Source organism: Merdimmobilis hominis (genome assembly GCF_900104615.1).
Lineage (GTDB): Bacteria > Bacillota > Clostridia > Oscillospirales > Ruminococcaceae > Merdimmobilis > Merdimmobilis hominis.
Genome location: NZ_LT629939.1, coordinates 2463737 through 2476954, shown reverse-complemented (window position 1 = coordinate 2476954; position 13218 = coordinate 2463737). Strand labels below are relative to the sequence as shown.

Below are 13218 nucleotides of genomic sequence, written 5' to 3'. Positions count from 1 at the left end.
TTCCCCCCTTGCTGTCCACAAAAAAAGAAGGCAGGAACATCCCCCATTAGGGGTATATGCTCGGTCATACGGATACACAGATTTGCCTGGGGCACACACTGCTGACCGCTTAATGCTGCTCGGTTCCCCGCCTGACATGGTTCACGGTGCACTGTCGCACAGGACCCGCATATCCGCATGACCGAGCATACACTCTGTCCTGCCGCCTGTTTTCAACTAGCACGATTTATTATACTATAGGAAAGAAAAAAACTCAACTCTTTTTTTGCAGTTTACAAAAGATTCAAACTTCCCCAGGGCTTCCGGCGCCCAAACCCCGGCTATGCAGGCGCTCCGCCCTGCACCCGGCCCTTATAGATTCCATCTTGGGATTGGGATTTATGGGGCGCTGCACGCCCCCAAACCCCCAGAACAGGGTAAGATTCCATCTTACAATTCGTTATGCAGGGCGTTGCGCCCTGTATCCGATCCCTATTCAAGATTCCATCTTGGGGTGGGGCATTATGGGGCGTTGCACACCCCCAAACCCCCGTGGTTCCTTTCTGGCGAGAGAAAGGAACCAAAGCTCGCCGGGGAGACCCCGGCCCCCCTATCTGTGCGCCACAATAGGCACGCTCGGAAAATCTTTCTTAGAGGCTCTCCACACCTCGAGCGAAAGATTTTTCCGCTGCGCGGATTCCCTCGCGGCGCTGTAAGAAGCCTATTTTTCTTGGTGACTACCCTTGGCACAGGGGGAGTTTTGAGGGGGAATAGGCTTGCACTGTGTCGCGAGCTTTGCCTATTCCCCCTTAAACACGCTTTTGGGTCCAGGGCCTTTTTCGTGCAAAAAGGCCCTGGCCGGGGGTGCGGGGGCTGGAAGCCCCAGGAAACCAGAGTTACAGGGAAACTTCCCTATAGAAAATGGGGCTGGGTGCAGCCCCTGCATAACCTGGGGGTTGGGGGCCAGCAGCGAGGCCCTCCTATTTATTCTGCAAGGAGCACTGTATACCCCAGCCCCTCTACCCGGTCGGAGAGCTCCATGGGGTCCAAATCCCCGCCGGAGACTACAATTTTCCCAGTCTCGGTGAACATCTGCACCAGTTCCACCCCTGGCAGGCTGGATAGTGTATCCACCACTTTGTCCCGGGCCTCCTTGGTGGCTGCACCGGCGACCATCATGACAACGCCGCTTTCCAAAAAACAATCCCTCCATTTCATCAAATCTATGGGATTAGTCTTTCCCAGCAAAAGAGACGCCATACAAAAAAGGGCGAAGACCGCACAAGTCTCCGCCCTTTGGGCTTATTTGGGATTTCCTAAAAACACCAAGCCAATGACGCCGGGGCCAGTGTGAGCTCCAATGGTGGCCCCGATGGAGGTGACCATCACCTGGCCGACGCCGGTTTTTTGATGGACCAGATCCGCCAGGAGGTTGGCGTCCTCCTCGCAATCCCCATGGCAGATATAGGCGATGGGGTTTTGGTAGCCGCCAGTGCGTTTTGCCATCTCCTGGGCCATGGATTGGAGGGCTTTGCGCCGTCCCCGCTCTTTTGCATAGGTGTTCAGCTTCCCTTCCAAATCCATGTGGAGGAGGGGTTTAATCCCCAAGGCGCCGCCTACCACCGCAGTGGCTTTGTTGATCCGGCCGCCCCGGTATAGATGATCCAGGTCGTCCACTAAAATCAGATGGACCACTTGATTTTTATTCTGCTCCAGCCACTGGCGGATTTCCTCCCGGGATTTTCCCTCTTCCTTCATGGCAAAGGCCCGCTGGATGAGGAGGGCCTCCCCCACCGAAGCGCACAGAGAATCCACCACGATCACACTGTCCTCCCCATAGAGCTCATTGAGGATGCCCGCGGCTATCTGGACACTGCCGGCAGTGCCAGAAAGCCCTGAGGAAAAGGAAATATGTAGGATTTGTTTGCCCTCTTTCAAAATGGGTTCAAACAATTCCTGGGCCTGCTGAGGGGTCGCCTGGCTGGTTGTGGCCATTTCCCCCGCCCGAAGCCGGTCAAAAAACCGCTTGAGCACCTGGGGATCGCCTGAGGTAAAATCTTCTCCGCCGATGGTACAGCACACCGGCAGAAGCCGCAGTTCCAACTCTTCCACCACCCGCTGGGGCAGGTCGCAGGTGGTATCCGCTGTGATGACAAAATTTTTATATTCCATAAATCAGTTCCACCTTCCGGTTTGAATCGCACTCTCAAAAGATGTAACAATGATAACATTTTTTTGTCAGCTATTCAATACAAACAAAAAAACTTTTTGTGGAATCTACCTGCAACTCTTTCAAAATCACCATTTTTAACCCCTTTCCTCTGTTAGGTTGCTCTAATGCAACCCTATGGGTTCCGATGCCCTCCATAGCCGACGGGAACGGGGCACAGGCTGGGGGCAATCCCTCCTCATGATTCCCCTTCTTCCGAGGCCGGCGGCTGGGGGAAATCCATCCCCTTGTAATCGGCGATGCCGTCGGCGATCTCCTGGAACACAGGGGCGGCGTAATCCCCGCCGGATTCCATCCCCTCAGCCAACACTACGATGGTGTACCGCGGTTCCTCGGCCGGATAAAAACCGGCAAACCAGGCGTGGACAATCTCTACTCCATCCTCATAGATGCCCGTCTGGGCAGAGGCGGTTTTGCCGCCGGCTCCACCGGCTTTGGGCTTGGCTTTTTGGCCGCTTCCATACTCCACGGTATCCACCATAAATTGAGCGACCCGCTTGGCCGCCGCTGAGGAAATCACTTGGTTTTGGGCGTAGCCCTCCTCCTGATTCTGGATCGAGAGCCCGTCTTCGGTGGTCCCGTAGACCAGCCTGGGATGGACGCTCTTGCCCCCATTGGCCACTGTGGATACCAATTGGGCAATCTGCACCGGGGTGGCGGTCAGTTTGCCCTGCCCAAAGGACAGGTTTGCCACCTCAGCGGGGCTTTCCATCGCCTCCAAGGCGGGGAGGCTCCCGGAGGCTGTGGCGATGCCGGGGGCCAATTGGCTAGGGCTGCCAAACCCGATGGCTTGGGCCTTTTTGAGGATGTTTTCCCCGCCGGCCATTTGACCCAACGTGATGAAATAAGGGTTACAGGACCACTCCATCGCCCCCTGCATATCCAAGACCCCGTGGCCAGAGAGCTTGTGGCAGTGGAAGGTCACGTCCTCCACCTCCACAGCACCGGTGCAGTCGAAGGTGCGAAACCGGCTGATCCCCTGTTCCAAGGCGGTGGATGCAGTGACCAGCTTAAAGGTGGAACCAACGTTGTATTCCCCGTGGAAAGCACGGTTGAAGAAAGGGGAATCCTTTTGGGTCATGCTTTTGGAGAGGTTGTTTGGGTCGAAATCCGGCAGGCTCACCACCGCCAGCAGGTCCCCGGAACGGACGTCCATCACCACCACCGCCCCTTTGTCTATCCAGCGTTTGGCCGCGCTTTGGGCGATGGACTGGATCTCTTTGTCCAAGGTGAGAACCACCCCGCCGGGGCGGCCATAACCCTCCTGCACCTCTTGGGGGAGCTCCCCGCCAATGGGGCTTCCCGCTGCATTGATCTGATACCGCAGGCAAAGGCTCCCGCCGAATTGCTTCAAAAGGGAATCGTAAGCTTTTTCGATGCCAGCCGCCCCGTTTTCCCCATCCAAATACCCGATGACATGGGGGGCCAACTGGCCGCTTTTCCGGTAGCGGAGAATCCGCTCCATAGGGGTGACCCCGGCGGGAAAGGAGCGCAGTTCACCGGGGAGCCGGGTTAAAAACGGCAGCCGCTGGGCCAGTTTTTGGGTGAAGGCCTCCCTCTCCTCCCCGGAGAGTTTGCCCGCTAACGCCGCCGACTCCTCCCCAGGGAGCACCGCTGCCACTGCCTCCACCGTTTCCCCCACCAAAGGCTGGAAATTCCGGTCGTAGATCATCCCCCTAGTGCTGCCCACCTCCAAAAGGTAGCTGCTCTGCCGCAGGGCCGCCTGGGAGAGGCCGTCCCCCTGGATAATCGCCCCCAGGCGAAAGAGAAGCAAGGTCATGGCCAGCACCATAGCGCTGAAGATCCCCACTGTCCGTCTGTGCATCCGCATGGATTCATCCCCCTTTTTCTCTTTAGGAAGTATGGACGGCTTGGGGGGATTCATGCAGCATGGGAAAGACTGTCCCCAAACCCTCACTCCGAGGGCTTTGCCCTTGCACATCTCAGTTTATGGGGCACTGCACACCCCCACGCCCCGCAAGAATGAGGGGCCCTCATGCCGGCCCCTTGTACCCCCGGCACTTCCTTTTATGCGGATAAAAGGAAGCAAAACCCGCCGGGGAGACCCCGGTCCCCCCTATCCGTGCGCCACAATGGGAACGCTCGGAAAATCTTTAGTAGGTGTGCTTGCACACCTGAGGCTCATCCACACCTCGAGCGAAAGATTTTTCCGCTAATGCGGATGCCCTCGCGGCGCTGCAAAGAGCCTATTTTTCTAGGTAGTTGCCCTAAGCAGAGGGGAGTTTTGAGGGGGCACAGCCAACAAGTTGGCCGTTCGGGCTTTTCCTGTGCCGCGTGTAGTTCGGCCCCCCTTAAATGTGCTTTTTGAGAGCACAACGCAGTTGGGCAAGGGTTTCTTTCACACAAAAACCCTTGCGCGAGCGTGTGGGCGCGCGCCCCCACAAGCCCACCCCAAGATGGAATCTTGAATAAGGGCCGGTGCAGGGCGGGACGCTTGCATAACCGGAGGCCTTGGGGCCAGGGAACCATTCCCCCCAAAAATTCTTCCCCGGATGACGGCTATCCAGAAAAAAACTGCAATTTTTTTGAATTAAGGGTTGTAAAACCGGTCAAAGAGGGATATAATAAAGAAAATCTTTCAAATACACGGATAGATACAGCGAGGAAAAAAGCAAAGGGTTCCCAAACCTTGCAGAGAGCCGGTGGCAGGTGCAAACCGGTGGGAATGGGCCTGGTCCACTTTTGGAGCTGCCGGTGAACAGCCGGAGGGTGCGCCCGTTACAGCGCAAACGAGTGGCCGCGGGGTTGATGGACCTCCGGCAATTTGGGTGGCAACGCGGATTCTTCCGTCCCATGCAGTGCGCGTGGGATGGCAGGGTCCTTTTTTTGTACCCGGAACTCCCCCAAACAAAAGGCGCCAAGCCGTCATCTGTCCGATGAAACCAAAAGGAGATAGTTGCTATGCTGGATATCAAACTGGTTCGAGCCAACCCCGACCTTGTAAAGGAGAATATCAAAAAGAAATTCCAGGACGAGAAGCTCCCCCTGGTGGATGAGGTGCTGGAATTTGACGCCAAGCTGCGGGAAGCCAAAACACGGGCCGATTCCCTGCGGGGCCAGCGGAACGCCATCAGCAAAGAGATCGGCGGCTATATGGCCAAGGGGATGAAGGCGGAAGCAGAGGAAGCCAAAGCCAAAGTCTCCGCCATGGCCAAGGAGATGGAAGAGCTGGAGGCTATGGAAGACGACCTCTCCGCCAAGATCCGGGAGCGGATGCTGGTGATCCCCAACATCATCGACCCCTCGGTTCCCATCGGCAAGGATGACAGCGAAAATGTGGAGATTGAAAAGTTCGGCGAGCCGGTGGTCCCGGATTTTGAAGTCCCCTACCACATCGACATTATGGAGCGGCTGAACGGCATCGACCTGGACAGCGCCCGGCGCACCAGCGGCAACGGCTTCTACTACCTGAAAGGGGACATTGCCCGGCTCCATTCGGCCATCCTCTCCTACGCCCGGGATTTCATGATCGACCGGGGCTTCACTTATTATGTGCCCCCCTTCATGATCCGCAGCAACGTGGTCACCGGCGTCATGAGTTTTGCAGAGATGGAAAACATGATGTATAAGATCGAGGGCGAGGACCTCTATCTCATCGGCACCAGCGAGCACTCGATGATCGGCAAATTCATCGACACCATCTTGGAGGAGAGCGAGCTGCCCCAGACCCTGACCAGCTATTCTCCCTGTTTCCGCAAAGAGGTGGGCGCCCACGGCATCGAGGAGCGGGGCGTTTACCGCATCCATCAGTTTGAAAAACAGGAGATGGTGGTGGTCTGCCATCCCGACGAGAGCGCCCAGTGGTTTGTCAAGCTGTGGCAGAACACGGTGGACTTCTTCCGCAGCCTGGACATCCCGGTCCGCACCCTGGAGTGCTGCTCCGGCGACCTGGCTGACCTGAAGGTCAAGAGCCTGGATGTGGAGGCCTGGTCCCCCCGCCAGAAGAAATACTTCGAGGTGGGTTCCTGCTCCAACCTGGGCGACGCCCAGGCCCGCCGTCTGGGTATCCGGGTCCGGAACAAGGAAAAAGGCAACTACTTTGCCCACACCCTCAACAACACGGTGGTGGCTCCGCCCCGTATGCTCATCGCCTTCTTGGAGAACAACCTCCAGGCCGACGGCAGCATCCGCATCCCCGAACCCCTTCGGATGTATATGGGCGGCAAAGAGTTTATCAAATAGCATATCCAAAAGAGGAAGCCTCTCCCCACGGGGAAAGGCTTCCTCTCTTTCTTTTGTCGGCCACTTCATAACAACACCCCCTGGAAGGAGCCTTCGCTCCCCCAAGGGGTGTTGTTGTATCCTAGGACAGCGCCTTGGCGCCGATGTCGGTGCGGAACTGCTTTTTGGGGAAGTCGATCTTCCCCGCCGCGGCATAGGCGGCATCCAAGGCCTCCCGCAGGGTGGGCGCCACCGCCGTGACCCCCAGCACCCGGCCTCCGGCAGTCTTGTATCCCCCGTCCGCCAGGGCGGTGCCCGCGTGGTAGATGGTCACCCCATCCGCCTGGCCATGGGCGTCCAGGCCGGAGATGGGCAGCCCTTTTTCATAGCTCTGGGGATAGCCGCCGCTGGCCAGGATGACACAGGCTGCGGCTGCATCCTCCCACTGGATGTCCAGCTGGGAGAGGGTCCCCTTTTCCACCGCCTCGATGATCTCCACCAGATCGGTTTTCAGGAGGGGAAGGATCACCTGGGTCTCCGGGTCTCCAAAACGGCAGTTGTACTCGATGACATAGGGGCCTTTTTCGGTGAGCATCAGGCCGAAGTACAGCACCCCCCGGAAGGGACGGCCCTCCTTTGCCATGGCGGCAATGGTGGGCTCAAAAATCTCCTTTTGGCAGCGCTGGGCGATCGCAGGCGTATACAGGGGGTTGGGGCAGATGGTGCCCATCCCCCCGGTGTTCAGGCCCTGGTCGCCGTCAAAAGCCCGCTTGTGGTCCATGGAGGAAGGCATGGGGCAGACCGTCTTGGAATCGGTAAAGGCCAGGACCGAAACCTCCACCCCTTCCAAAAACTCCTCCACCACAATGTGGTTGCCGCTTTGGCCAAAGGCTTTATCCTCCATAATGGATTTGACTGCCTCTCTGGCCTCCCCAAAGCTCCCGGCGATGAGCACCCCTTTGCCCAACGCCAGCCCATCCGCCTTGATGACGATGGGATAGCGGTTAAAGTTCTCAATGTAGGCGATGGCCTTCTGGGGGTCGTCAAAGGTTTCGTAGGCGGCGGTGGGGATGCCGTATTTCTTCATCAGGTTTTTGGAAAAGACCTTGCTCCCCTCCAGGATGGCGGCGTTTTTCCGCGGCCCAAAGGCCCGGATTCCCGCCTCCTCCAGGGCGTCCACCATCCCCATCACCAGCGGGTCGTCGGGGGTGACAAACACCAGGTCGATGGCCTTTTCCTTGGCAAAAGCCACCACTCCCTCTATATCCGTTGCCTTGATGGGGATGCAGGTGGCGTCGGCGGCGATGCCACCGTTGCCGGGGCAGCAGTAGAGGGCGTCCACCTTGGGGCTCTTTTTCAGGGCTTTGATGACGGCGTGTTCCCGGCCGCCGGAACCAATTACCAAAATTTGCAAGGGTCACAGCTCCTTCCCTATGTCAGCATATCCGCCCCCATCATCCATCGGACAGGGGCGGATATTGTTGTTGATCTTAGTGTTTGAAATGGCGCATGCCGGTGAACACCATGGCGATGCCAGCCTCATCGCAGGCTTTGATGCTGTCCTCATCCCGCACCGAGCCGCCGGGCTGGATGATGGCGGTGATACCAGCTGCCTGGGCGGCCTTGACGCAGTCGTCAAAGGGGAAGAATGCGTCGGAGGCCATCACCGAGCCTTTGACCTTCTCCCCACCGTATTTGATGGCCAGCTCCAGGGCGGTGATCCGGTTGGTCTGGCCAGGGCCCACCCCAACGGTGGCGTTGTCCTTGGCCAGCACAATGGCGTTGGATTTGGTGTGCTTCACCACCCGCATGGCGAATTTCAGCTGGCGCATCTCCTCTTCGGTGGGGGCCCGCTTGGTGACCACCTTCAGGTTGTCAGCGTCAAAGAGCTGGGTGTCCAGTTCCTGGACCAGCAGACCGCCGGCCACCTTTTTCATATCCAGCATGTCGCCGCCGTTGGCTTTGTACAGGCCGGGCAGCTCCAAGAGGCGGATGTTCTTTTTCTTTTCCAGGATGGCCAGGGCCTCGGCGCTGAAGCTGGGGGCCAGGATAATCTCCAGGAAGATCTTGGAGAGCTCCTCTGCAGTCTCCTTGTCCACCTCCCGGTTGAGGGCGACAATGCCGCCGAAGATGGAGACCGGGTCTGCCTCATAGGCTTTGAGGTACGCCTCGTGGAGGGTCGCCCCTACCCCGACGCCGCAGGGGTTGGCGTGTTTTACCGCCACTGCGCAGGGCAGCTCGTAGCCGAACTCCTTGAGGGTGTCCAGAGCGCCGTTGGCGTCGTTGATGTTGTTGTAGGAGAGCTCCTTGCCATGGAGCTGGCGGGCGTTTGCCAGGACGTTGTCCCCCCGGCCGATCTCTTTGTAGAAAGCCGCGGCCTGGTGGGGGTTCTCGCCGTAGCGCATATCCTGAACCTTCTCATAGGTCACGGTGAACTTCTCCGGGAAGGGATCGGCGCCCATCTGTTTGCGCAGGTAACCCGAGATGAGGGCGTCGTAAGCCGCGGTGGTCTCGAACACCTTGGCCGCCAGGCGGAATTTTGTCTCCCGGGAGACAGCGCCGGTTTTCAGCTCCTCAATGACGGCGCCGTAGTCTGCGGGATCCACGATGACCGCCACATCCTGCCAGTTTTTCGCCGCAGCCCGGATCATGGTGGGGCCGCCGATATCGATGTTCTCAATGGCGTCCTCCAAAGTGACATCCGGCTTCAGGATGGTCTGCTTGAAAGGGTACAGGTTGATGGCCACCACATCGATGAGGGTGACCCCCAGCTCCTCCACCTGGCGCATGTGGTCGGGGTTGCCCCGCATGGCCAAAATGCCCGCATGGACCATGGGATGAAGGGTTTTCACCCGGCCGTCCAAGCACTCCGGGAAGCCGGTGATCTCGCTGATTCCAGTGACCGCCACCCCGTTCTCCTGGAGGGTGCGGGCGGTGCCGCCGGTGGAGACCACCTCATACCCCAGCTCTTCCAGGGCTTTGGCAAACTCCACGATGCCTGTTTTATCGGAAACGCTTAAAATCGCTCTTCTTTTTTTCTCCATGTCGATCTCCTCCGTTTTGCCCTTCTACCGGGCATAGTAAGTAAGACTCCATTTTAAGACTGCCATCTTGCAAGTGGTCTAGCAGGGCGTTGCACACCCTGCACCCCGTGCTCTCTTTTTTGTGTGAAAAAAGAGAGGGAAAAAGCACATTTAAGAGGGGCCGAACTATTCGCGGCACAGTTGAAGTCAGTACGGTCAGAGCCAGCTGACTGTGCCCCCTTAAAAATCCCCCTGCTCCTGAGTAGGGTTACTTTGAAAAGTGGGCCTCTTGCAACCCCGCGAGGGCATCCGCGCCAGCGGAAAGATTTCCCGCTCGAGGCGTTTGGAGCCTCTAAGGGGAATCTTCCGAGCGTTCCCTTTGTGGCGAAGTGGGGGACCGGGGTCTCCCCGACGGGTTTTGCTTCCTTTTATCCGCATAAAAGGAAGTGCCGGGGGTGCAAGGGGCCGGCATGAGGGCCCCTCATTCCTGCGGGGTGCAGGGGGCGTGCAGCGCCCCATATAACCAATTCCAAGATGGAATCTTGCCTAGGCCAGGAGCTTGAGGGCGTGCACCCCCTCTATATCTCCCCTTGGCAGAACATCGCCACCGCCTGGGGCAGCAGCTGCCATTCAGCCTCTTCCATCACCCGGCGCTGAAGGGTTTCCGGGGTGTCCCCCTCCCGGACCTCCACCGCCTTTTGCAGGATGATTTTGCCTGCATCGGGGATTTCGTTGACAAAATGGACGGTGGCCCCGGTGATCTTCACCCCATAGGCGAGGGCCGCCTCATGGACCTTGAGCCCATAGTATCCCGCCCCGCAGAAGGAAGGGATCAGGGATGGGTGAACGTTGATGATCTTCCGGTCATAGGCCCGGACTACCCGCTCGCTCAAAATGCTCAGGTACCCGGCCAGAACGATAAGGCCGATATCATGGGTTTTCAGCACATCCAGCAAGGCGCCGTCCAGCTCCTCCTGGGAAGGGTAATCCCGGCGGCGGAGGATGGCGGTCTCAATGCCGTTTTGCCGGGCCCGCTCCAGGGCGTAAGCGTTCTTGGAGGAGGAGACGCACAGGGTGATCTCCCCCCCGGGGAACTTCCCCGCCCTCTGGGCGTCGATGAGGGCCTGGAAATTGGTCCCCCCGCCGGAGACAAACACTGCGATGTTTAGCATATGACAACCCCTTGGTCGCCGTCCTCCACACGGCCGATGACCTTGGCTTTCTCGCCGCAGGCGGTGAGGACTTCCACCGCTTTGGCGGCATCCTCCTTCTTGACCACTACGCACATGCCGACGCCCATGTTGAAGGTGTTGAACATATCCCGCTCGCTGATGCCGCCTTTTTTGGCGATCAGCTGGAAGATGGGCAGCACATCCACACTGGCCCGGTCGATGACCGCCTGCTTGCCGTCGGGCAGGCAGCGGGGGATGTTCTCATAGAAACCGCCGCCGGTGATGTGGGAGATGGATTTCACCTGCACCGCATCCAGCAGGGCGAGGATGGATTTTACATAGATCCGGGTGGGGGTCAAGAGGCATTCCCCCAGGGTGGAGCCCAGCTCGTCATAGTACTCGCCCAGGTCGGCATTTTCCACATCGAACACCTTGCGCACCAGCGAGAAGCCGTTGGAATGGACGCCGGAGGAGGCAAGGCCGATGATCACATCCCCGGCTTCCACCTTGGCGGGGTCCAGGATCTTATCCTTGTCCACAACGCCCACGGTAAAGCCGGCCAGGTCATATTCATCCTCCGGATAGAAGCCGGGCATCTCCGCAGTCTCGCCGCCGATGAGGGCGCAGCCCGACTGGACGCAGCCTTCCGCCACGCCGGAGACAATGTTGGCCACCTTTTCAGGGATGTTTTTGCCCACCGCCACATAGTCCAGGAAGAAGAGGGGCTTGGCGCCGCAGCAAACCACGTCGTTGACGCACATGGCCACGCAGTCAATGCCCACTGTATCGTGCTTGTCCTGGAGGATGGCCAATTTCAGTTTGGTGCCCACACCGTCGGTGCCGGAGACCAGGACCGGTTTCTGGATCCCCTGGAGGTCCAGTTCAAACAGGCCGCCAAAGCCGCCCAGCCCGCTGACCACGCCGGATGTCATGGTTTTGGCCACATGGGCCTTCATCAACTCCACGGCCTTGTAGCCGGCAGTTACATCTACACCTGCTGCTTTGTAGCTGTCGCTGAAGCTCTTGCTCATATTCATCTTCCATTCCGCCGCTTCGCCCCGGCTGTTTTATTTTTAGAAAGGCTCCTCCCCGCGAAGTTTTGTTGGAAGGAGCCTGAAAAGCAAATCCGTTCCCGTCTGTGTTAGATCTTAAGATCGTATTTGCAGACCGGTTTTTCATAAGGGGTCTCAATGGGGTATTCCCCGGTGAAGCAGCCCACGCAGAAGTCGCAGCCGGTGGTCACCTGGGCGATCTTCTTCATGTCCTCCACCTTCATGTAGGCGAGGCTGTCCACCCCGATCTCCTTGGCGATCTCCTCCACCGAATTGAGGCGGCAGGCGATCAGCTTATCCCGGCTGGCAACATCGGTGCCGAAGAAGCAGGGGTGCATAAAGGGCGGGGAGCTGATCCGCATGTGGACTTCGGTGGCGCCGGCCTCCCGCAGCAGCTTGACAATCCGGGCGCTGGTGGTGCCCCGGACGATGGAATCGTCCACCAAAACCACCCGTTTGCCCTTGACAGTTGCGGAGAGGGCGTTGAGCTTGATCCGCACCGCGTTTTCCCGCATAGCCTGGGTGGGCTGGATGAAAGTACGGCCCACATACCGGTTTTTGATAAAGCCCACGCCGTAGGGGATGCCGGACTGTTTGGAGAAGCCCAAGGCGGCATCCAGGCCGGAATCCGGCACACCGATGACCACGTCCGCCTGGACGGGGCTCTCCAAAGCCAGGAAAGCGCCGGCCCGCTGGCGGGCTTCATGGACGCTGGCCCCCTCGACCACCGAGTCGGGCCGGGCGAAGTACACATATTCAAAGACGCAGACATGGCCTTTCCCCTTGCAGTGGGTGCGGATGGAGCGCATACCGGCCTTATCCACCACCACAATCTCGCCGGGGTCCACTTCCCGCAGGTATTTGGCCCCCAAGCTGTCCAGGGCGCAGGTCTCGGAGGCGAAGATGATGGCGCCCTCCTTCTCGCCGATGCACAGGGGCCGGAACCCTTCGGGATCCCGGACGGCAATCAGCTTGGTGGCGCTCATCATCACCATGGAATAGGCGCCTTTGAGCCGGTCCATGGCCAGCTCGATCCCCTTTTCAATGGAGTCGGTGGCCAAGCGGCCCTCAGTGACCACATGGGCGATAATCTCCGCATCGGAATTGGTGTGGAAGATAGCTCCCTTGAGCTCCAGCTCCTCTTTCAGCTCTTCTGCATTGACCAGGTTGCCGTTGTGGGCCACCACCATGGGGCCCTTGACATGGCGGATCACCAAGGGCTGGGAATCCTCCCGGGTGGGGATGCCGATGGTGGAATACCGCACATGGCCCACGGCGATCTGGCCGGAGCCCACCTTTTCCAGGTGATCCCGGGTGAACACATCCGGCACCAGGCCCACGTCCTTATAGGAGGAGATGACCCCGCAGTCGTTGACCGCGATGCCGCAGCTCTCCTGGCCCCGGTGCTGTAAGGCGTATAGCGCAAAATAGGTGCTGGCCGCCACATCGCCGCCGGTGGTGTCATAGATGCCGAACACGCCGCATTCTTCGTGAAGCTTCTCGATCATTGGATTTGTTCCTGCCTTTCCTGTTTAAAAAAGGGTGGGCCGGCGCACCATCCTGCAGCCGGCTTGGGGGTT

At 58.7% G+C, this 13218-nt stretch carries 9 protein-coding genes and 1 other RNA gene; 1 reads left to right on the top strand and 9 read right to left on the bottom strand.

What is annotated here, in order from left to right; all coding sequences use genetic code 11:
* Positions 1–71: 71 nt before the first annotated feature.
* From ffs to BQ5353_RS11840, 4 genes are all read right to left on the bottom strand, one after another.
* An RNA gene (ffs, locus tag BQ5353_RS11855) (signal recognition particle sRNA small type) lies at positions 72–171 on the bottom strand.
* 792 nt (positions 172–963) lie between these two features.
* Entirely contained in the window at positions 964–1176 is a 213-nt protein-coding gene (locus tag BQ5353_RS11850; RefSeq protein WP_054332287.1) for a hypothetical protein, read from the bottom strand.
* 105 nt (positions 1177–1281) lie between these two features.
* Positions 1282–2151, bottom strand: coding sequence for a DegV family protein (locus BQ5353_RS11845; protein WP_054332286.1), 870 nt, complete (start codon positions 2149–2151; stop codon positions 1282–1284).
* A gap of 236 nt (positions 2152–2387) precedes the next feature.
* Positions 2388–4040 (bottom strand): peptidoglycan D,D-transpeptidase FtsI family protein, encoded by a 1653-nt coding sequence (locus BQ5353_RS11840; RefSeq protein ID WP_143117239.1) that lies wholly within the window; start codon positions 4038–4040, stop codon positions 2388–2390.
* Positions 4041–5131: 1091 nt separating this feature from the next.
* Here BQ5353_RS11840 and serS point away from each other — a divergent pair.
* On the top strand, positions 5132–6412 hold the full coding sequence (serS, locus tag BQ5353_RS11835; protein WP_054332284.1) for a serine--tRNA ligase: 1281 nt from the start codon (positions 5132–5134) through the stop codon (positions 6410–6412).
* A 121-nt stretch (positions 6413–6533) separates the two neighbouring features.
* Here the strand turns inward: serS and purD are convergent, their stop codons facing one another.
* From purD to purF, 5 genes are all read right to left on the bottom strand, one after another.
* Positions 6534–7805, bottom strand: a complete 1272-nt coding sequence (purD, locus tag BQ5353_RS11830; protein WP_071428333.1) for a phosphoribosylamine--glycine ligase — start codon at positions 7803–7805, stop codon at positions 6534–6536.
* Between the two features lie 76 nt (positions 7806–7881).
* Positions 7882–9435: a bifunctional phosphoribosylaminoimidazolecarboxamide formyltransferase/IMP cyclohydrolase gene (purH, locus tag BQ5353_RS11825; protein WP_071428332.1), complete on the bottom strand. Its 1554-nt coding sequence runs from the start codon at positions 9433–9435 to the stop codon at positions 7882–7884.
* 557 nt (positions 9436–9992) lie between these two features.
* Complete coding sequence (gene purN / locus BQ5353_RS11820) at positions 9993–10586, bottom strand: phosphoribosylglycinamide formyltransferase (protein WP_143117238.1); 594 nt, start codon at positions 10584–10586, stop codon at positions 9993–9995.
* The gene (gene purM, locus BQ5353_RS11815; protein ID WP_195254536.1) at positions 10580–11617 is read right to left on the bottom strand and encodes a phosphoribosylformylglycinamidine cyclo-ligase; all 1038 of its coding nucleotides are present in this window, start codon (positions 11615–11617) and stop codon (positions 10580–10582) included. The genes purN and purM overlap by 7 nt, the downstream gene beginning before the upstream one ends.
* Positions 11618–11727: 110 nt before the next feature.
* Positions 11728–13146, bottom strand: a complete 1419-nt coding sequence (gene purF, locus BQ5353_RS11810) for an amidophosphoribosyltransferase (protein ID WP_071428330.1) — start codon at positions 13144–13146, stop codon at positions 11728–11730.
* Between the last annotated feature and the right edge of the window lie 72 nt (positions 13147–13218).

Coding starts and splice junctions, on each gene's coding strand:
- BQ5353_RS11845 (WP_054332286.1), bottom strand. CDS start 2,151: ATGGAATATAAAAATTTTGTCATCACAGCGGATACCACCTGCGACCTG.
- BQ5353_RS11840 (WP_143117239.1), bottom strand. CDS start 4,040: ATGCGGATGCACAGACGGACAGTGGGGATCTTCAGCGCTATGGTGCTG.
- serS (WP_054332284.1), top strand. CDS start 5,132: ATGCTGGATATCAAACTGGTTCGAGCCAACCCCGACCTTGTAAAGGAG.
- purH (WP_071428332.1), bottom strand. CDS start 9,435: ATGGAGAAAAAAAGAAGAGCGATTTTAAGCGTTTCCGATAAAACAGGC.
- purN (WP_143117238.1), bottom strand. CDS start 10,586: ATGCTAAACATCGCAGTGTTTGTCTCCGGCGGGGGGACCAATTTCCAG.
- purM (WP_195254536.1), bottom strand. CDS start 11,617: ATGAGCAAGAGCTTCAGCGACAGCTACAAAGCAGCAGGTGTAGATGTA.
- purF (WP_071428330.1), bottom strand. CDS start 13,146: ATGATCGAGAAGCTTCACGAAGAATGCGGCGTGTTCGGCATCTATGAC.